Here is a 17,695-nt window from a genome sequence, read left to right on the forward strand (position 1 = left end):
TCACATGAGAGCACGTGGTAACGGTGTCCACAAGGCTCATGACGACATCTGTCGATGGTTTGCGATGAGGGGAGTCCACGGTGGCGGTGGTCGAGGGGATGCTGTCGGGCAGGGTCGCGTGGGTGACCGGAGCCAGCCAGGGCGTCGGCGCGGCGATCGCCGAAGGGCTGGCGCGGGCCGGCGCGTCGGTGATCCTCCAGTCCCGGCGGCCGGACGCGCTGGACGAGGTGCGGGACCGGATCGCGGCCGGCGGCGGCACGGCGGCTGTGGTCGCCGGGGACGTCGCGGACGAGTCCGCCGCCGACGCCGTCGTCGGCCTCGCGCGGCAGCGCTGGGGCCGGTTGGACGTCCTCGTCAACAACGCCGGCATCAGCCCGGCGCTGCACCGCAGCGAGCGGCTGAGTCTCGGTGACTGGCGGCAGGTGATCGACACCAACCTGTCCGGCGTGTTCGTCTGCGCCCGCGCGGCCGGTGCGCTCATGGTCGAACAGGGCGCGGGCAGCATCGTCAACATGTCCTCCGTGCACGGTCAGGTCGGCTTCCCGCGCCTGGCCGCGTACAGCGCCAGCAAGGGCGGCGTCGAGCAGCTCACCCGCACGCTGGCGCTGGAGTGGGCGGCGGCCGGCGTGCGCGTCAACGCGGTCGCGCCCGGCTACCTGGAGACCCCGATGACGGAGGGGCTACGCGGCCACGAGCAGTGGTCGAAGCGGTTGCGCGACCGCATCCCGATGGGCCGCTTCGGCCGTCCCGAGGAGGTGGTCGGCGCGGTGCTGTTCCTGGCCTCGGACGCCGCGAGCTACGTCACCGGCAGCGTGCTGCACGTGGACGGTGGCTGGACCGCGCAGTGACCGGCGACCCGCTTGGTTAGTCCCGGTTCGTCGCCGGATCATTGATGCGGCTCGTTTCAGGCGCGATTCACCGGCACTTCTTCCCAGAAAGTTAACCCTCGTTTACAGTGCTGCCATCGGCTGCGGAACCCGAGCGGGCACCACGGCGAGGGGTGCGGCCAGCCCTGCCACCACCAGGCCCGGTTGCGTGTGAAGGAGTAGCCCATGGACCCCGCCGACGTCCTCGCCGAGGACTGCGCCAAGAAAGCCGCCGACCTGACCGTCCCGGCGCTGCTGCACCGCAACGCCACCGAGTACGCCGACCTGCCTGCCCTGACCACGCTCGGCCGGGACGACACCCGCACCTGGGCGCAGCTGCGCGACGAGGTCGCCGAGCTGTCCGCCGGCCTGGCCGAGATCGGCCTGGAGGCCGGGCGGCACATGCTGATCATGATGTCCGGCCGCACCGAGCACTGGCTGGTCGACCTCGCCGCGGTCCACCTGGGCGCGGTGCCGTCCACGATCTACCCGACGCTCAGCGCCGAGCAGATGCGCTACCTGGCCCGGCACAGCGCCGCCCAGGTGCTCGTGCTGGAAGGTCCGGCGGAGCTGGAGCGCTGGCGGCCGATCCTGGCCGAGCTGCCGGACCTGCTCCGGGTGGTGCTGGTGGACGAGCCCGCCGAAGCGGCCACCGACACGGTGCCGCTGTCGCGCGTGCGTACCCTCGGCCGGGCCGCCCGCGAGGCGGACCCGGACGCCTTCGAACGGTGCTGGCGCACGATCCGGCCCGAGCAGCCGGTGACGCTGCTCTACACGTCCGGGACGACTGGTGACCCGAAGGGCGTCGTGCTCAGCCACCACAACGTGATCTACCAGGCGGTGGCGCTGGACGCGATGGTGTCCGTCCCCGACCACGCGCCGACTGTGGCCTACCTGCCGCTCGCGCACATCGCCGAACGGTTCCTCGGCATCTACAACCCGATCTACCGCGCCGGGCACGTGACCATCTGCCCCGACGCCACACAGCTCGTCGCGGCGCTGCGCACCGTCGGTCCCGCCTCGTTCTTCGGGGTGCCGCGGGTCTGGGAGAAGATGGCCGCCGGCGTCCAGGCCCACCTGGCCGCCGCCGAGCCCGCGGTTCGCGCCGCCGTCGCCGCCGCGACCGCGGTGACCCTGGAGGCGTACGAGCTGCGCGCGGCCGGGAAGCCGGTGCCGGACGAGCTGGCCGCCCGGGTGGCGCAGGCCCGGGACACCGTGCTGCGACCGCTGCAGGCGAGCCTCGGTCTGCAGAACATGACCTGGCCCGGCAGCGGCGCCGCCCCGATCCCGGTGGACGTGCTGCGGTTCCTCGCCGGGCTCGGCATCGACGTGCTGGAGGTGTGGGGTCTGACCGAGACCACCGGCACCGCCACCCTCAACACCCCCTACTGCTTCCGCACCGGGACGGTCGGCCGCCCGAACGTGGGCATGGAGGTACGCCTCGCCGACGACGGCGAGATCCTCGTCCGGGGTCCGCTGGTCTGCTCCGGCTACCTGCGCGAGGACGGCGGCGTCGAGCCGGTGGTCGACGCGGACGGCTGGCTGGCGACAGGTGACGTCGGGACGCTCGACGAGGACGGGTTCCTCACCATCACCGACCGCAAGAAGGAACTCATCATCACGTCCAGCGGGAAGAACATCTCACCGGCGCAGATCGAGAACCTGCTGCGGGCGCACCCGCTCATCGGCCAGGCGGTCGCGATCGGCGACCGGCGGCCGTACGTCACGGCGCTGATAGTGCTGGACGAGGAGGTGGCGCCCCAGTGGGCGCGTACGCACGGCATCAGCGACCCGCGGCTGCCCGCGCTGGCCTCGGATCCGGTGCTGCGGGCCGAGATCCAGGCCGCTGTGGACGCGGCGAACGCGCGGCTGGCCCGGCCCGAGCAGGTAAAGACGTTCCAGGTGCTGCCGTCGGCGTGGACGCCGGAGTCGGGCGAGCTGACCCCGACGCTGAAGCTACGGCGCCGGGTCGTCGTCGACCGGTACGGCGACCGGATCGACGCCCTCTACCGGCCGGGTGACGCGGTGGCGGAGCCCGTCACGGAGTAGCGCCGGGTCGATGCCGGGCGGGGGTGGCGGCGCGCCGAGATCGGCGGGCCGGTACCCCCGCGGGTAGCCGGGATAGGTGCGGTTGCGCGGCGCGCGGGTCAGCCGGCTCACCGTTCGCGCGGGCAGCAGCCGCACCACGGCGGCCCGGGCGCGCAGCGCGCCGCCGACCAGCGCGGTCAGCGGTCGCGGCGCGGCCGGCAGCCCGAAGGCGGCCCGCATCTCGGGCGGCAGCAGTGCGCGCACCGCGAGCCGCGCGGCCGGGCGCAGCGGCGCCGGGTACCAGGACGCGAACAGGTCCAGCGTGTACGCCGCGACCCGCTCGTTGCTCGGCGTGCGGCGGAACGTCTCCCGCTCGTACGCGTCCTTGACGGCGCGGAACGCGTCGAAGTCCGCCGGGACGTCCCGGATGCCCATGCGCGCGCCGAGCGCGCGGTAGTAGTGGAACGCGGCCAGCCGCTCGTGCTCGTGCAGCGGGCGCCAGCCGTACCGGTCCAGCCAGTCGATCGGCTCGTAGACGAACGTGGACAGCACGTAGCGCATGTCGTCGTTCGAGATCGCGTACCGGCCGTGCGCCCGGTTGACCACCCGCAGCGCCTCCCGGCCGCGCGGCGAGTCGTAGCCGTGCTCCAGCAGCTCGGCCATCAGCAGCGCGGTGTCGTCGTAGCGCTGCTGCGCCCGCAACCGGAACTCGCCTGTCGCGTCGAGCAGCGCGGAGATGCTCGGCACGCAATACGTGCGCAGCAGCGCCAGCTCCAGCGCCCGCTGGTAGTCGAAGGGGAACTCGTACCCGGCGGAGAGCCGGTAGATCTCGTGGTGGTCGTGGACCGGATCGAGCGTCTCGATCCGGCGCAACCAGCGGTACCGCCCCTCACGAGCCATCGCCACCACCCCCACCGTCCACCCTTGCCGATGCAGTCAAGCTCCTCTATGTTAATAGAAAATCACATCCCCGGATAACTCGAAACCTGCTTGTGCGCACCTCACGGGCCGGTGTTCAGGGCGATGTCCGGTCGAAACCGGGAAGTGGTGCTAATGGAGAATCTCAGTAGACGAAGCGTCCTGACGCTCGGTGCCGCGCTGGGACTGGTAGCCGTGGCGGACGCCCCGAAGGCGTGGGCGTGGTCGTCGTCCGGCTCGATCGCCGGAACCGACACGGTGACCGACCCGTGGGACGTCTGGGACGACGACACCGACCCGCTCGTCGCCTCGCTGCTGGACGCCGGTCAGATCCCGGCGGTGAACACCGCGTTCGCGTCCTGGATCCGCAACGGCGACGCGCTGCCCGCCGGCCTGCCCCCGGCGCTCACCACCTATCTGCGGCGCGTCAACACGCTGCCGTCCTGGGCCGATCAGGCCAAGCTGGACCGCGCCGCCCAGTTCAACAAGCGCATGAGCATGTACCTGTTCCTGCTCTACGGCCTGGGCAGCGGGATCATGAGCACGGTGATCCCGCGCGAGGCCCGCAACGTCTACTGGTCCGAGGGCGGCGCGGACATGAAGTCGCGCGCCGCGAAGACCTTCACCTACGGCTACGACCTGAGCGCCCCCGACGCGTTCAAGGCCACCGGCAGCTTCGTGGTCACCTCGCACAAGACGCGGCTCACCCACGCGGCCGTACGGCACCTGCTGCCGCAGTCCGCGCCGTGGCGCGGCGTCACCGACCACCCGATCCCGATCAGCAACGGCGACATCCTCATCACCTTCCACAGCCTCGGCACGTACGTGCACCGCAAGCTGCTCGACTGGCGTCGCTGGGGACTGCGGATGTCGGCCGCGGAGGAGGAGGCCTACCTGCACATGTGGCAGGTCGCGCTGCACCTGCTCGGGGTCCGCGACGAGTTCATCCCGAACAGCTGGGCCGCCGCCGAGGAGCAGTCCCGGTACGCGCTGTCCCCGCTCCTCGCGCCGACACCCGAGGGCATCGACCTGGCCGACATCCTGCTGAACCTGACGTCCTCGGTGGACCTGGGCGTCACCCGGGGATTCCAGCGGGAGTTCGCCCGCTACGTGCTCACCGACCGCATCGGCGACTGGCTGCGGCTGCCGCGCGACTACATCTCCCGGGGCGTGATCGAGGCCGGATGGCCCACGTACGTGATGTTCCGCGAAGGGCTCTCGCCGCTCATGCCGGAGACGTTCGGCCTGTTCGACAGGTTCATCCGCGGGCTGGCGATGCTGTTCCTCAACAACGGCTCGTCCGCGTCGCACACCCCGATCACGATCCCGGTCATGAACCGGCCGGGCACCTGAGTCCGTGCCGGTTCAGAGCGTCAGGGCACCGGTGACCAGCGCGGTGACCGCGTCCCGGTGGCCGGGCGAGTCCTGCCAGCGCAGGGCGCGCCCGGCCTCCACCGCCACGCCGAACCCGGCGTGCACGAGCAGCCGGGCCTGCCGCCGGTCCAGGTCCGGCCGGACCGCCCGCAACTGCTGCTCCCAGACCGCGATGTGCTCCCGCTGGGCGAGGATGAGCGGGCGCCGTACGTCGTCCGGCAGGCCGGCCACCTCCGCCTCGGCGACGCTGTTGAGGGTGTTGTGCTCGAAGCAGTAGGCCACGTACGCCGCCGCCAGCGCGACCACCGCCTGCCGGGGGTCGGCCGCCCGCTGGAGGCTGCGGTCCACCGCCTGCGCGAGCAGTTCCGCCGCCTGGAGGCAGGCGGCCACGAGGATGTCCACCTTGCCGGGGTAGTGGCGGTAGATCGCGGACGGTGCGAGCCCCACCGCCTGGGCGATCTGCGCGTTGGTGACGGTGGCGAAGCCGTCCCGGGCGAACAGCGGTACGGCCGCGGCCAGGATCTCCGCGCGCCGGGTCCGGGGCACCGGCTGGGCGGGCAGCTCGACCAGCCGCGCCGTCCCGGCGGCGGTGGTCGGATCGGTGGCGACGACCCGCATCGCGGACCGCAGCACCAGATCCTCGATCCGGCGCTGGGCGATCGAGGTGCGGTGCATGGTCACCGAGCCGATCACCCCGAGCGCGGCCACCGCCCGCAGCCGCTCGTCGGGCAGCGGGTACTCCCGCCGTACCATCTCGGTCACCCGGCCCACGACGTGGCCGAACTTCGCGCGGAGCAGGTGGCGGTCCGGACGGCCGAGGTAGCGGGCCTCCCACCGGTAGAGGCCGCCGGAGGCGCGGTGCGCGACGGTGACCCGGGTGAGGGCCAGCAGCACGTCGGCCAGCGCCGCGTCCGGCGGCCACGCGTCGACGGCCCCGACCAGGTTGTCCACCATCACGTTGGCGCACTCGGCGAACAACGCGTACTTGTTCGGGAAGTGCCGGTACAGCGCCGGCGCGCTGATCCCGACCGCCGCGGCGATCTCCTCCATCGACGCGCCGTGGTAGCCGCGCTCGCTGAACACCTGCCCGGCCGACTCGACGATGACCTGCCTGCGGTTGCGGGGCCGGGTGGCCGCGGCCGGCCCGGTGGTCACCGGATCGCCCGGGCGGACGCGGACGGGCACGGGACCATGAGTGTCAGTCAACCACAGCGCCTCACGCCGCCCGCGCGCTCGCGGTGACGCCGGTCAGGCGTGCAGGACGGCGAGCGCGAGCCGGGCGGTCTGGTCGTCGTAGCCCTCGCTGCGGTCGAAGCGGCCGAGCCGCCCGACGTCGGTGACCACGTTCAGCGCGGCGTGCACGAGCACACGGGCGTCGGCGGCCGGCAGGTCCGGTCGTACCGCCCGGACCAGGCCCACCCACTCCTCGACGTGCAGCCGCTGCGCGCCGCGCAACTGGTGGCGGTCCCGGTCCGGCAGGTTGTTGTTCTCCGCCAGGTACACCGCGATCAGATCGCTCTGACCGAAGGCGAAGTCGACGTACGCGCGCACCACCCGGTGCAGCGCGTCGGCCGGGTCGCTCGCCTCGGCGATCGCCGCGGTGGTGGCCCCGGTCAGCCGGTCGGTGGCCCGGTAGTAGGCGGCCGCGAGCAGGTCGGCCTTGCCCGGGAAGTAGCGGTACACACTGGAGGCCTGCATGCCCGCGGCGCGGCCGATGTCCTCCACCGCGACGGCGTGGTAGCCGTGCCTGTGGAACAGCCGCATCGCCTCGACGAGCAGCAGTTCGCGCCGCGAGACCGGGCGCACCGGCCCGGTGGCGGGCGTGTCCCGCGGCGCGGGATCGCGCCGGGGCGGCACCGTGGGCGCGTCGGTCCGCAGCAGCGTCCAGGCGACACGGGTGAGCAGATGCTCGGTGTCGGCGCCGGCGGTCCGGTACGTGGTCACGCTGCCGAACGCGCTCAGCGCCGCGTTCACCAGCAGGTCGGCCTGCGCTGCGGTCAGCTCGGGACGCAGCTCGCGCAGCGGCGCGGCGACGCGGCCGACCAGCGTGGCCATCGAGACGGCGAACTCCTGCCGGTGCTCGGGCGTCAGGTAGCGGCCCTCCCACTGGTACAGCCCGGCCACCCGCCGCCTGCTCACCGCGACCTCGGCGAGCGCGCGCAGCAGTTCGTCGAGCAGCCCGTCCGCGCTGCTCGCCGCCGGCTGCTCGGTCGCGGCGAGCAGGGCGCCGACGACCTCCCGGGTGGCGTGCACGAGGATCGCGTACTTGTTCGGGAAGTGCCGGTAGACGGCCGGCCCGCTGATGCCGACGGCGGCGGCGATCTCGTCCACCGAGACGCCGTGGTAGCCCCGCTCGCAGAACAACTCGGCGCCGGCGAGCGCGATCCGGGCCTTGCGGTCCTTCGGTCGTCTGACCGGGGCCGGGGCGGTGTCGCCTGCTGCTCGTCGCACCCGTACACGTTAGCGCTCCCTCGCGTGCCCCAGGTGAGACCCCTCGGCGGTTCTCGTCGCCCAGGTTCGGAGCCGGACAGCGCCTGACGCTTCTTGACAAGCGGCGGCAGGCTCAAGAAAAGTTAGGCGAAATTCGCATGCGGGTGAGCGATGAGGAGCTTGGCATGACGACCGATGCGTTCATCTACGACGCGTTGCGCACGCCGCGCGGGCGGGGCAAGCCGACCGGATCGCTGTACGGGGTGAAGCCGGTTTCGCTGATCACCGGCCTGATCGAGGAGACCCTGCGGCGGATGCCCGGCCTCGATCCGGCGCTGATCGACGACATCGTGCTCGGGGTGGTGTCCCCGCTCGGCGACCAGGGCGCCGACATCGCCCGGACCGCCGCCGTCGCCGCCGGCCTGCCCGACACGGTGGCCGGCGTCCAGCTCAACCGCTTCTGCGCCTCCGGCCTGGAGGCGGTGAACATCGCCGCGCAGAAGGTGCGCTCCGGCTGGGAGGATCTCGTCCTCGCCGGTGGTGTCGAGTCGATGTCCCGGGTGCCGATGGGCTCCGACGGCGGGGCGTGGGCGCTGGACCCGGAGACCAACTACACCACCGGCTTCGTGCCGCAGGGCATCAGCGCCGACCTCATCGCCACCATCGCCGGCTTCGACCGGGAGACGGTCGACGCGTATGCGCTCCAGTCGCAGGCGCGGGCCGCGAAGGCATGGGCCAACGGCTACTTCACCCGGTCCGTGGTCCCGGTCCGCGACCGCAACGGGCTGACCGTGCTGGACCGGGACGAGCACATCCGGGCCGACTCGACGGCGGAGAGCCTCGGCGCGCTGCGCCCCTCGTTCGCCGAGATCGGCGAGAAGGCCGGCTTCGACGCGGTCGCGTTGCAGAAGTACCACTGGGTCGAGCGCATCGAGCACGTCCACACGGCGGGCAACTCCTCCGGCATCGTCGACGGCGCCGCACTCGTCGCGATCGGCAGCGCGGCCGCCGGCGCGGCCGCCGGTCTGACCCCGCGCGCCCGCGTCGTGGCCACCGCGCTCAGCGGCGCCGACCCCACCATCATGCTCACCGGCCCGGCGCCGGCCGCCCGCAAGGCGCTGGCGAAGGCCGGTCTCGGCGTCGACGACCTCGACCTGGTCGAGATCAACGAGGCGTTCGCCGCGGTGGTCCTGCGGTTCGTCGCCGACCTCGGCCTGAACCCGGACATCGTCAACGCCAACGGCGGGGCGATCGCGATGGGCCACCCACTCGGCGCGACCGGCGCCATGATCCTCGGCACGCTCGTCGATGAACTGGAACGACGCGGCGGCCGCTACGGCCTGGCCACGCTCTGCGCGGGTGGCGGCATGGGCATCGCGACCGTGATCGAACGAATCTGAGGAGCACGAATGGCAAACACCATCCGGTGGGAGCACGGCGACGACGGCATCGTGCTGCTCACCCTGGACCACCCCGGCCGCTCGGCGAACGTGATGAACGCGGAGTTCGGCGAGAGCCTGACCGCCACGGTGGACCGGCTCGAGGCCGAGCGCGACCGGATCACCGGCGTGATCGTCACCTCGGCCAAGAAGACGTTCTTCGCCGGCGGTGACCTGGAGACCCTGGTGCGGCTCACGCCCGCCGACGCCGAGGCGTCGGCGGCCGACGCGGCCGCGCTCAAGCAGGCCGTACGCCGGCTGGAGACGCTCGGCCGCCCGGTCGTCGCCGCCGTCAACGGATCCGCGCTCGGCGGGGGACTGGAGCTCGCCCTGGGCTGCCACCACCGCATCGTGCTCGACGACCCGGCCATCGAGATCGGCTTTCCCGAGGTCACGCTCGGCCTGCTGCCCGGCTGCGGCGGCGTGGTGCGTACCGTCCGGCTGCTCGGCGTCACCGCCGCGCTGACCGACTGGCTGCTGGGCGGCCAGCGCCGCCGGCCGCAGGACGCGCTCGCGCACGGGCTGGTCGACGAACTCGCCGCCGACCGGGACGCCCTGATGGCCGCCGCCCGGGAGTGGATCGCCGCGAACCCGGCCGCGACCCAGCCGTACGACCGCAAGGGCTACCGGATGCCCGGCGGCACCCCGTCCGGCCCGGGACTCGCGATGCAGTTGCCGGCCATGCCCGCGCTGCTGCGCAAGCAGCTCAAGGGCGCGCCGTACCCGGCGCCGCGCAACATCCTCGCCGCCGCCGTCGAGGGCGCCCAGGTGGACCTGGACACCGCGTTCACCATCGAGGGGCGGTACTTCACCGAACTGGCCACCGGCCAGGTCGCCAAGAACATGATCAAGGCGCTCTTCTTCGACCTCCAGACCGCCCGGTCCCGTACCGCCGGCGGCGACCACGAGCCGGTGCGCAGCGTCGCCGTCGTCGGCGCGGGCATGATGGGCGCCGCCATCGCGTACGTCTGCGCCCGCGCCGGCATGCGGGTGGTGCTCAAGGACGTCACCGCCGAGGGTGCGGCGCGCGGCAAGGCGTACTCGGCGGGCCTGCTCGACAAGGCGGTCGCCCGAGGCCGGTCCACGCCGGAGAAGCGGGACGAGATCCTGGGCCGCATCCACGCCACCGGCGACCTCGCCGACCTGGCCGGCGTCGACCTCGCCATCGAGGCGGTCTTCGAGGACCCGGCGCTCAAGCACAAGGTGTACGCCGAGATCGAGCAGGTCGCGCCGGACGCGCTCATCGCCTCCAACACCTCCACACTGCCCATCACCCTGCTCGCCGAGGGCGTCAGCCGGCCGGAGGAGTTCGTCGGGCTGCACTTCTTCTCCCCGGTGGACAAGATGCCGCTGGTCGAGGTGATCCGCGGGGAGCGGACCGACGAGGCCACGCTGGGCCGGGCGCTGGGCGTCGTCCGTCAGCTGCGCAAGACGCCGATCGTCGTCAACGACAGCCGGGGCTTCTTCACCAGCCGGGTCATCGGCACGTTCACCAACGAGGGCGTGGCGATGCTGGCCGAGGGCATCCCGGCGGCGACCATCGAGCAGGCCAGCAGCCAGGCCGGGTATCCCGCGCCGGTCCTCGCGCTGATGGACGAGCTGACCCTGACCCTGCCCCGGAAGATCCGCCTGGAGACAGCCGCGGCGACTGTGGCCGCCGGGGGCACCTGGCAGCCGCACGCCGCCGACGCGGTGATCGACCGGATGATCGACGAGTGCGGCCGTACCGGACGCTCCGGCGGCGCCGGCTTCTACGACTACCGCGACGGGAAGCGGGCCGGGCTCTGGCCAGGGCTGCGGGAGCAGTTCGGCGGCACGAACCTGGACACGCCGTTCGAGGACCTCAAGGAGCGGATGCTCTTCATCGAGGCGATCGAGTCGGTGCGGTGTCTGGACGAGGGCGTGCTGACCTCGGTGGCCGACGCCAACGTCGGCTCGATCCTGGGCATCGGATATCCGAGCTGGACCGGCGGCGTGCTGCAGTACGTCAACCAGTACGCCGGCGGGTTGCCGGGCTTCGTGGCCCGCGCCCGGGTGCTGGCCGAGCGCTACGGCGAGCGGTTCGACCCGCCCCCACTGCTGGTGGCCGTGGCCGAGCGGGGCGAGCGGTTCGAGTAGGCGACGACGCGGCCCGGCCGGTGGGTATGCCCCTCACCGGCCGGGCCAATTCGTGTCAGGACATCTGTTCGGACAGCCCGTACGTCTTGGCGATGATCTCGCGCTGGATCTCGCTGGCGCCGCCGTAGACGGTGGACACGATCGCCGAGCGGACCAGGCGCTCCATGTCGAACTCGGTGGTGTAGCCGTAGCCGCCCATCATCTGCATCGCGTCCAGCGCGACGCGCCGGGCCGTCTCGGTGGCCTTGAGCTTCGCCATCGAACTCTCCCGGGGCAGCACCGTGTCCGGCGCCTTGTCCACTTGCGCGGCGGTGTCGTAGACGAGCAGCCGGGCGCACTCGATCTCGGTGGCCAGGTCGGCCAGGCGGTGCCGAATCACCTGGAACGACCCGATCGGCCGGCGGAACTGGCGGCGGTCCTTCACGTACGCCACCACGTCGTCGAACGCGCGCCGGGCGATGCCGAGCACCACGCTGGCGAGGATCAGCCGCTCCATGTTGAGCCCGGCCATCAGCTGCCGCCAGCCGTGGTCGACCCGGCCGACCACCGCGTCGGCGGGCAGCACGCAGTCGGTGAAGTAGAGGTCGTTCACCTCGCGGCCGCCCATGGTGTCGATGCCGGAGACGGTCAGGCCGGGCGCGCCGGCCGGGACCAGGAACATGGTCAGGCCCTGGTGGTCGCCGGCCCGGCCCGAGGTGCGCGCGACGAGCAGGATGTGCTCGGCCAGGTGGGCGTTGGAGCACCAGGTCTTCTGCCCGTTGACCACCCACCCGTCGCCGCGCCGCTCGGCCCGGCAGCTCAGGTTCGCCACGTCGGAGCCGGCCTCCGGCTCGGACATCGCGACCGCCTCGACCACGCCGCGGGCCACGCCGCTGAGGATCAGCTTCTTCTGCTCCGGCGTGCCGAACCGCTGGTAGGTGGCGGCGACGATGATCGAGGTGGTGAAACCGCCGATGGGCGCCATCGCCCGGCTGGTCTCCTCCAGGAACAGGCACAGCTCGGTCATGCCGGCGCCGCCGCCGTCGAACTCCTCCGGCAGCGACAGGCCCAGCCAGCCGAGGTCGGCCATCTTCCGGTACAGCTCCGGGCTGTGCGGTTCCCGCCCGCCGTCGGTGAGACGGTGCCGTTGCTCGCGGGTGCCGACCTCGCGGCGGCAGAAGTCCCGCACCGCCTCGACAAGTGACAGTTGCTCGTCGCTCCACTCCACCGCGGTACCTCCAGCGCATCGTGAGGGATTGACAGCAAGGCTAGACTATCGAATATCAAATGTCAGGAGGCTGCCGATGACGTCCCTCGTGGAGCACCCCCGCCGGCTGCGCGTCGTCGACCCGGTGACAGGTGAGCACCGCGCCGACTACGACATCGCCGACGACACCGCCGTACGCGCCGCCGTGACGCGGGCCCGCGAGGCGGCCGGCTGGTGGGCCGGTCTGGACGCCAGGCAGCGTCGCCGGCACCTGCTGGCGTACAAGGCGGCGGTCGCGGGCGGCATCGAGGAGCTGGCCGGGATCGTCCGGAGCGAGACCGGCAAGAGTCTCGCCGGGGCCCAGCTCGAGGTGATGCTCGCCGTTGAGCACCTGGACTGGGCGGCCCGGCACGCCGCACGGGTGCTCAGGCGGCGGTCGGTCTCCTCCGGCATGCTCGCGTTCAACCAGGCCGCCTCTGTGGAGTACGTGCCGTACGGCGTGGTCGGCGTGATCGGGCCGTGGAACTACCCCGTCTACACGCCGATGGGTGCGGTGTCGCACGCGCTCGCCGCCGGCAACGCGGTGGTGTTCAAGCCCAGCGAGTTCACCCCGGGCGTCGGGGTGTGGCTGGCCGAGCGCTGGCACGAGATGCTTCCCGCCCACCCGGTCCTCCAGGTGGTCACCGGTGACGGCACGACCGGCGCCGCGCTGTGCCGCGCCTCGGTCGACAAGATCGCGTTCACCGGCTCGGCAGCGACCGGGCGCGCCGTCATGGCCGCCTGCGCCGAGAGCCTGACACCGGTGGTGATCGAGGGCGGCGGCAAGGACGCACTGATCGTCACCGCCGACGCCGACCTCGACGCGGCCGCGCACGCGGCGGTCTTCGGCGGCCTGGGCAACGCCGGGCAGACCTGTGCCGGCGTCGAGCGCGTCTACGTCGAACGGTCCGTCTACGAGCCGTTCCTGGCCACACTCACCGAGCTGGCGCGGCAGGTGCGGCCGGGTGCCGAGCCGGACGCGCCATACGGGCCGATGACCACGCCCACCCAGCCCGAGGTCGTGCGGCGCCACGTCACCGACGCGCTCGACCGGGGCGGCCGGGCGGTGGTCGGTGACGCGGCTTCGGTGCGGCCCCCGTTCGTGGAGCCGGTCGTGCTGACCGACGTGCCCGAGGACAGCACCGCCGTCACCGAGGAGACGTTCGGCCCGGTGCTCGTGGTCAACCCGGTGGCCGACGCGGACGAGGCGGTCCGCCGCACGAACGCGACCAGCTACGGGCTCTCCGGCTCGATCTTCACCCGTGACCGCCGTCGTGGCCTGGCGCTCGCCGGGCGGCTGCGGGCCGGCGCGGTGTCGGTCAACTCGGTGCTGGGGTACGCGGGCGTGCCGTCACTGCCCTTCGGTGGCGTGGGCGACTCGGGGTTCGGGCGGGTCCACGGCGCGGACGGCCTGCGCGAGTTCGCCCGGGCGCGATCGGTGACGTGGCAGCGGTTCCGGCCGCTGATCGAGGTGATGACGCTTCAGCCGTCCGCCGCCGCGATGAAGCGCTCGCTGGCGATGTTCGCGTGGCGTCATGGCCGCCGGTGACTCACTCGTTCCACACGCCCAGGCCGTCCAGGTGCTTGACCAGCCGCTCCGCGCCGTCGGTGAAGTGCCGGGCCATGACCGGCCGGACCGCCTCCGGGTCGCCCGCCGCGAGCGCGTCGAGCAGCGCCTCGTGATCGGCGACCATGCCGGCCCGCCACTCCGCGTCGGCGGCGTAGAACCGCGACGGCGTGTAGCGGGTGACGGTGCGCAGCAGCCAGGACAGCTTGCGCGCGTCGGCGAGCCGGTTGATCCGCCGGTGGAACTCGTATTCGAGCTGCTCGACCCGGCTGATCTGCCGGGCCTGGGCGGCGCGGCGCAGCCGCTCGTGCTGCTGCCGCAGGTCGTCGAGCTGCTCCGGGGTGATACTGACGGCGACCCGGGCGGCCAGCTCACCGGCGATGTGGCCCTGGAGGCTGAACACGTCGATGATGTCCTGCCTCGACAGCGGCGCCACCACGTGCCCGCGACGCGGTTGCAGCTCGACCATGTCCTCCGCGCGCAGCATCAGCAGCGCCTCGCGTACCGGCGTGATGCTCAGCCCGGTCTCCTGGGCGACCTCTTCGAGCCGGATGCGTTCGCCGGGGCGCAGCTGGCCGGACATGATCCGGTCGCGCAGCAGGCTCGCCACGGTCTCGGAGAGCTGGGGCTGAGAGACGTTCTGGATCCTGCCGCGGTCCGCCACCAGTTCAGGGTATCAAATGTCAAATGTCAGAACAGGAGCGCCGATGAGCTCGACCCTGCCGGAGTCCGAACCGGCCGGCGCCGGACTGCGGGCCGCCACCAGCGACGGCGTGCGGACCATCTGGTTCGACCGGCCCGACCGGCGCAACGCGATGTCGCTGGAGATGTTCCGCGACTACTACGCGGCCCTGGTGGCGGCGGACGCCGACCCGGAGGTCCGGGCGGTGGTGGTCACCGGCTCCGGTGACTGGTTCTGCGCCGGCGCGGACCCGGAGGCGCTCGCCGCGCTGCTCGACGAACGCAACCGCGACCTGCTCGCCGGCGAGTTCGGCTTCCCGCCGCACCTGCCGCTGACGCTCGGCACACCGATCGTCGCCGCGATGAACGGCGGCACGGCCGGCCTCGGCCTGGTCCACGCGCTCTACGCCGACGTGCGCTTCATGGCGGCGGAGGCGCGCCTGTCCACCTCGTTCAGCCGGCTCGGCCTCGTCGCCGAGTACGGCAGCGCCTGGCTGCTGCCCCGGCTGATCGGCGTCGGCGCCGCGCTGGACCTGCTGCTGTCCGGCCGCAAGGTCGACGCGGTCGAGGCGTTCCGGATCGGACTTGTGCAACGCGTGCTCCCGCGCGACGAGGTGCTGGCCGAGGCACAAGCCTATGCCGCGGCCCTGGCGCAGCACTGCTCACCGGCGTCCATGTCGGTGATCCGGCGGCAGGTGTGGTCGGGCTCGGAGACCGGCGCCGCCGAGGCCGCCGCCGACGCGATCCGGCTCATGGTCGAGTCCCTGGCCGGCCCCGACTTCGGCGAGGCCCTGCTCAGCCGGGCCCAGGGCCGCGCACCCCGCTTCGCCCCCCGGGCCGGCGCGTGAGCGGGCCCCTGGACGGCGTCCGGGTCGTGGAACTGGCCGGGATCGGACCCGGCCCGTTCGCCGCCATGCTGCTGGCCGACCTCGGCGCCGACGTGGTCCGGGTCGACCGGCCGGAACCCGGCGCGCTCCCGGCCGGTGACCCCGCGCGGAACCTGCTCAACCGGGGCAAGCGCTCGATCGTGGTGGACCTGAAGCACCCCGACGGCGCCGAGGTGGTCCTCGCGCTGGCCGGCCGGGCCGCGATCCTGATCGAGGGCTGGCGCCCCGGCGTGGCCGAACGGCTCGGCGTCGGACCGCAGGCCGCGCTGGCCCGCAACCCCGGCCTGGTGTACGGGCGGATGACCGGCTGGGGACAGGACGGGCCGCTGGCCCGCGCCGCCGGCCACGACATCGGCTACATCGCCGTAGCGGGGGCGCTGCACCCGATCGGCCGCGCCGGCGGGCCGCCGCAGATCCCGCTCAACCTGGTCGGCGACTTCGGCGGCGGCTCGCTCTACCTGGTCGTCGGCATCCTGGCCGCGCTGCACGTCGCCGCCGCCACCGGCCGGGGCCAGGTCGTCGACGCCGCCATCGTGGACGGCGCGGCGCACCTCACCACCCCGTTCGCCGGGATGCTCGCGCAGGGCACCTGGCTACCCGAGCGGGGCCGCAACCTGCTCGACGGCGGCGCGCCGTTCTACGACGTGTACGCCACCGCCGACGGCGGGCACATGGCGGTGGGCGCGCTGGAACCGCAGTTCTACGCCGAACTGCTGCGGCTGCTCGGGCTGGGCGACGCGGACCTGCCGGCACAGCACGACGTGGCCGGATGGCCGGTGCTGCGCGCCCGCTTCGCCGAGGTGTTCGCCGGCCGCACCCGCGCCGAGTGGACGGCGGTGTTCGACGGCACCGACGCCTGCGTCGCGCCGGTGCTGTCGCTCGCCGAGGCGCCGGGCCACCCGCACCTGGCCGCGCGCGGCACGTACGAGGAGCACTTCGGCGTCCGGCAACCGGCCGTGGCGCCCCGCCTGTCCGCGACACCCGGCCGGGTCGGCGGCCCGCCGCCCGCGCCCGGCGCGGACACCGAGCCCGTCCTCACCGACTGGGGACTGGGCGCACACCTACCGCGGTGGCTGGACGACGGCGTCGTCGGCCGGAAGCAGGGAGCAGCGCACTGATGCGTATCGGGACGACACTGGCGTACGCCGCCGACCCCCGCGGCGGCGCCGACGACGTGGCCGCCTGGGAACAGGACGGCCTGGACGTGGTCTGGGTGTCCGAGGCGTACGGCTTCGACGCGCCCACCGTGATGGGTTACCTCGCCGCCCGGACGAGCCGCGTGCACATCGGCTCCGCGATCCTGCCGATCTTCTCGCGTACCCCGGCTCTGCTGGCGCAGACCGCGGCGGGCCTGGACGCGATGTCCGGTGGCCGGGCCATCCTCGGCCTCGGCGCGTCCGGACCGCAGGTGATCGAGGGCTGGCACGGCGTCGCGTACGACAGGCCGCTGGCCCGCACCCGCGAGGTGATCGACATCTGCCGCCGGGTGTGGCGACGCGAGACGCTGACGAACGACGGCCTCTACCGGCTGCCGCTGCCGCCCGGCGAGGGCACCGGGCTGGGCAAGCCGCTGAAGATCCTCACCCACCCGGTCCGCGACCGCATCCCGATCCACGTGGCGAGCCTCGGTGACCGGAACGTCCGGATGACCGCCGAGATCGCCGACGGGTGGCTGCCGTTCCTCTACGACCCGCGGCGCGCCGGCGACGTCTGGGGTGCCGCGCTGGCAGCCGGCCGGGCGAAGCGGTCCCCTGACCTCGGGCCGCTGGAGGTGGTGGCCGGCGGGCCGCTGGCGATCGGCCCGGACGTGACCGGGCTGCGCGACCTCGCCCGGCCGCTGATCGCCCTGTACGTGGGCGGGATGGGCGCCAAGGGCCGCAACTTCTACCACGACCTGCTGTGCCGCTACGGCTACGAAGCCGAGGCCGACCGCATCCAGGACCTCTACCTGGCCGGGCGCAAGGCCGAGGCCGCCGCCGCAGTGCCGGCGGAACTGCTGGAACGCACCAGCCTGATCGGACCGGAGAGCTACGTGCGCGACCGGGTCCAGGAGTACCGCGACGCCGGCGTGACGATCCTCAACGTCGCGCCGCTGGGCGAGGACCCCCGGCGCCTCGTCGCCGCCGTCGCGGACATGGCCCGGTAGCGCAGGGGAGGAGCCG

At 73.1% G+C, this 17,695-nt stretch carries 14 protein-coding genes; 9 read left to right on the plus strand and 5 right to left on the minus strand.

Annotated features, from left to right (window positions below; all coding sequences use genetic code 11):
- Positions 1-98: 98 nt before the first annotated feature.
- On the plus strand, positions 99-848 hold the full coding sequence (locus O7611_RS08110; RefSeq protein WP_228532141.1) for an SDR family NAD(P)-dependent oxidoreductase: 750 nt from the start codon (positions 99-101) through the stop codon (positions 846-848).
- A 204-nt stretch (positions 849-1,052) separates the two neighbouring features.
- Positions 1,053-2,915 carry an AMP-dependent synthetase/ligase gene (locus O7611_RS08115; protein ID WP_194800937.1) on the plus strand — a complete coding sequence of 621 codons (1,863 nt, stop codon included), beginning with the start codon at positions 1,053-1,055 and terminating at the stop codon, positions 2,913-2,915.
- On the opposite strand, the gene O7611_RS08120 is transcribed toward O7611_RS08115, so the two are convergent.
- Positions 2,823-3,794: an oxygenase MpaB family protein gene (locus O7611_RS08120; RefSeq protein WP_194800938.1), complete on the minus strand. Its 972-nt coding sequence runs from the start codon at positions 3,792-3,794 to the stop codon at positions 2,823-2,825. The genes O7611_RS08115 and O7611_RS08120 overlap by 93 nt on opposite strands.
- Positions 3,795-3,947: 153 nt before the next feature.
- Here O7611_RS08120 and O7611_RS08125 point away from each other — a divergent pair, with 153 nt between their 5' ends.
- Entirely contained in the window at positions 3,948-5,165 is a 1,218-nt protein-coding gene (locus tag O7611_RS08125; RefSeq protein ID WP_269696507.1) for an oxygenase MpaB family protein, read from the plus strand.
- A gap of 12 nt (positions 5,166-5,177) precedes the next feature.
- On the opposite strand, the gene O7611_RS08130 is transcribed toward O7611_RS08125, so the two are convergent.
- Both O7611_RS08130 and O7611_RS08135 read right to left on the minus strand, forming a co-directional pair.
- Positions 5,178-6,371 carry a TetR/AcrR family transcriptional regulator gene (locus tag O7611_RS08130; RefSeq protein ID WP_269696508.1) on the minus strand — a complete coding sequence of 398 codons (1,194 nt, stop codon included), beginning with the start codon at positions 6,369-6,371 and terminating at the stop codon, positions 5,178-5,180.
- A 63-nt stretch (positions 6,372-6,434) separates the two neighbouring features.
- On the minus strand, positions 6,435-7,637 hold the full coding sequence (locus O7611_RS08135; RefSeq protein WP_194800940.1) for a TetR/AcrR family transcriptional regulator: 1,203 nt from the start codon (positions 7,635-7,637) through the stop codon (positions 6,435-6,437).
- Between the two features lie 164 nt (positions 7,638-7,801).
- On the opposite strand from O7611_RS08135, the gene O7611_RS08140 reads away from it, so the two are divergent.
- Complete coding sequence (locus O7611_RS08140; RefSeq protein ID WP_269696509.1) at positions 7,802-9,016, plus strand: acetyl-CoA C-acetyltransferase; 1,215 nt, start codon at positions 7,802-7,804, stop codon at positions 9,014-9,016.
- A gap of 9 nt (positions 9,017-9,025) precedes the next feature.
- Positions 9,026-11,173, plus strand: coding sequence for a 3-hydroxyacyl-CoA dehydrogenase NAD-binding domain-containing protein (locus O7611_RS08145; RefSeq protein WP_269696510.1), 2,148 nt, complete (start codon positions 9,026-9,028; stop codon positions 11,171-11,173).
- Positions 11,174-11,228: 55 nt separating this feature from the next.
- Here O7611_RS08145 and O7611_RS08150 read toward each other — a convergent pair whose 3' ends face one another.
- Complete coding sequence (locus O7611_RS08150) at positions 11,229-12,380, minus strand: acyl-CoA dehydrogenase family protein (protein ID WP_269696511.1); 1,152 nt, start codon at positions 12,378-12,380, stop codon at positions 11,229-11,231.
- Positions 12,381-12,456: 76 nt separating this feature from the next.
- Here O7611_RS08150 and O7611_RS08155 point away from each other — a divergent pair, with 76 nt between their 5' ends.
- Entirely contained in the window at positions 12,457-13,947 is a 1,491-nt protein-coding gene (locus O7611_RS08155; RefSeq protein WP_194800944.1) for an aldehyde dehydrogenase family protein, read from the plus strand.
- A 1-nt stretch (position 13,948) separates the two neighbouring features.
- Here the strand turns inward: O7611_RS08155 and O7611_RS08160 are convergent, their stop codons facing one another.
- Entirely contained in the window at positions 13,949-14,629 is a 681-nt protein-coding gene (locus O7611_RS08160) for a GntR family transcriptional regulator (RefSeq protein ID WP_194800945.1), read from the minus strand.
- Positions 14,630-14,672: 43 nt separating this feature from the next.
- Between O7611_RS08160 and O7611_RS08165 the strand changes: the two genes are divergently transcribed.
- The 3 genes from O7611_RS08165 to O7611_RS08175 are packed head-to-tail and all read left to right on the plus strand — an operon-like array spanning position 14,673 to position 17,679.
- The gene (locus O7611_RS08165) at positions 14,673-15,494 is read left to right on the plus strand and encodes an enoyl-CoA hydratase-related protein (protein ID WP_269696512.1); all 822 of its coding nucleotides are present in this window, start codon (positions 14,673-14,675) and stop codon (positions 15,492-15,494) included.
- On the plus strand, positions 15,491-16,651 hold the full coding sequence (locus tag O7611_RS08170) for a CaiB/BaiF CoA transferase family protein (protein ID WP_194800947.1): 1,161 nt from the start codon (positions 15,491-15,493) through the stop codon (positions 16,649-16,651). Before O7611_RS08165 ends, O7611_RS08170 begins: the two co-directional genes overlap by 4 nt.
- A complete protein-coding gene (locus tag O7611_RS08175) occupies positions 16,651-17,679 on the plus strand; it encodes an LLM class F420-dependent oxidoreductase (protein WP_269696513.1) in 1,029 nt (342 codons plus the stop codon). Before O7611_RS08170 ends, O7611_RS08175 begins: the two co-directional genes overlap by 1 nt.
- The last annotated feature ends 16 nt before the right edge of the window (positions 17,680-17,695 follow it).

The sequence above is a fragment of the Micromonospora sp. WMMC273 genome (genome assembly GCF_027460285.1).
Taxonomy (GTDB): domain Bacteria; phylum Actinomycetota; class Actinomycetes; order Mycobacteriales; family Micromonosporaceae; genus Micromonospora; species Micromonospora aurantiaca.

Excerpts from the sequence above, each read along its gene's own strand:
- O7611_RS08140 (WP_269696509.1), top strand. The coding sequence starts at position 7,802 with ATGACGACCGATGCGTTCATCTACGACGCGTTGCGCACGCCGCGCGGG.
- O7611_RS08125 (WP_269696507.1), top strand. The coding sequence starts at position 3,948 with ATGGAGAATCTCAGTAGACGAAGCGTCCTGACGCTCGGTGCCGCGCTG.
- O7611_RS08120 (WP_194800938.1), bottom strand. The coding sequence starts at position 3,794 with ATGGCTCGTGAGGGGCGGTACCGCTGGTTGCGCCGGATCGAGACGCTC.
- O7611_RS08110 (WP_228532141.1), top strand. The coding sequence starts at position 99 with ATGCTGTCGGGCAGGGTCGCGTGGGTGACCGGAGCCAGCCAGGGCGTC.
- O7611_RS08175 (WP_269696513.1), top strand. The coding sequence starts at position 16,651 with ATGCGTATCGGGACGACACTGGCGTACGCCGCCGACCCCCGCGGCGGC.
- O7611_RS08155 (WP_194800944.1), top strand. The coding sequence starts at position 12,457 with ATGACGTCCCTCGTGGAGCACCCCCGCCGGCTGCGCGTCGTCGACCCG.
- O7611_RS08165 (WP_269696512.1), top strand. The coding sequence starts at position 14,673 with ATGAGCTCGACCCTGCCGGAGTCCGAACCGGCCGGCGCCGGACTGCGG.
- O7611_RS08145 (WP_269696510.1), top strand. The coding sequence starts at position 9,026 with ATGGCAAACACCATCCGGTGGGAGCACGGCGACGACGGCATCGTGCTG.
- O7611_RS08115 (WP_194800937.1), top strand. The coding sequence starts at position 1,053 with ATGGACCCCGCCGACGTCCTCGCCGAGGACTGCGCCAAGAAAGCCGCC.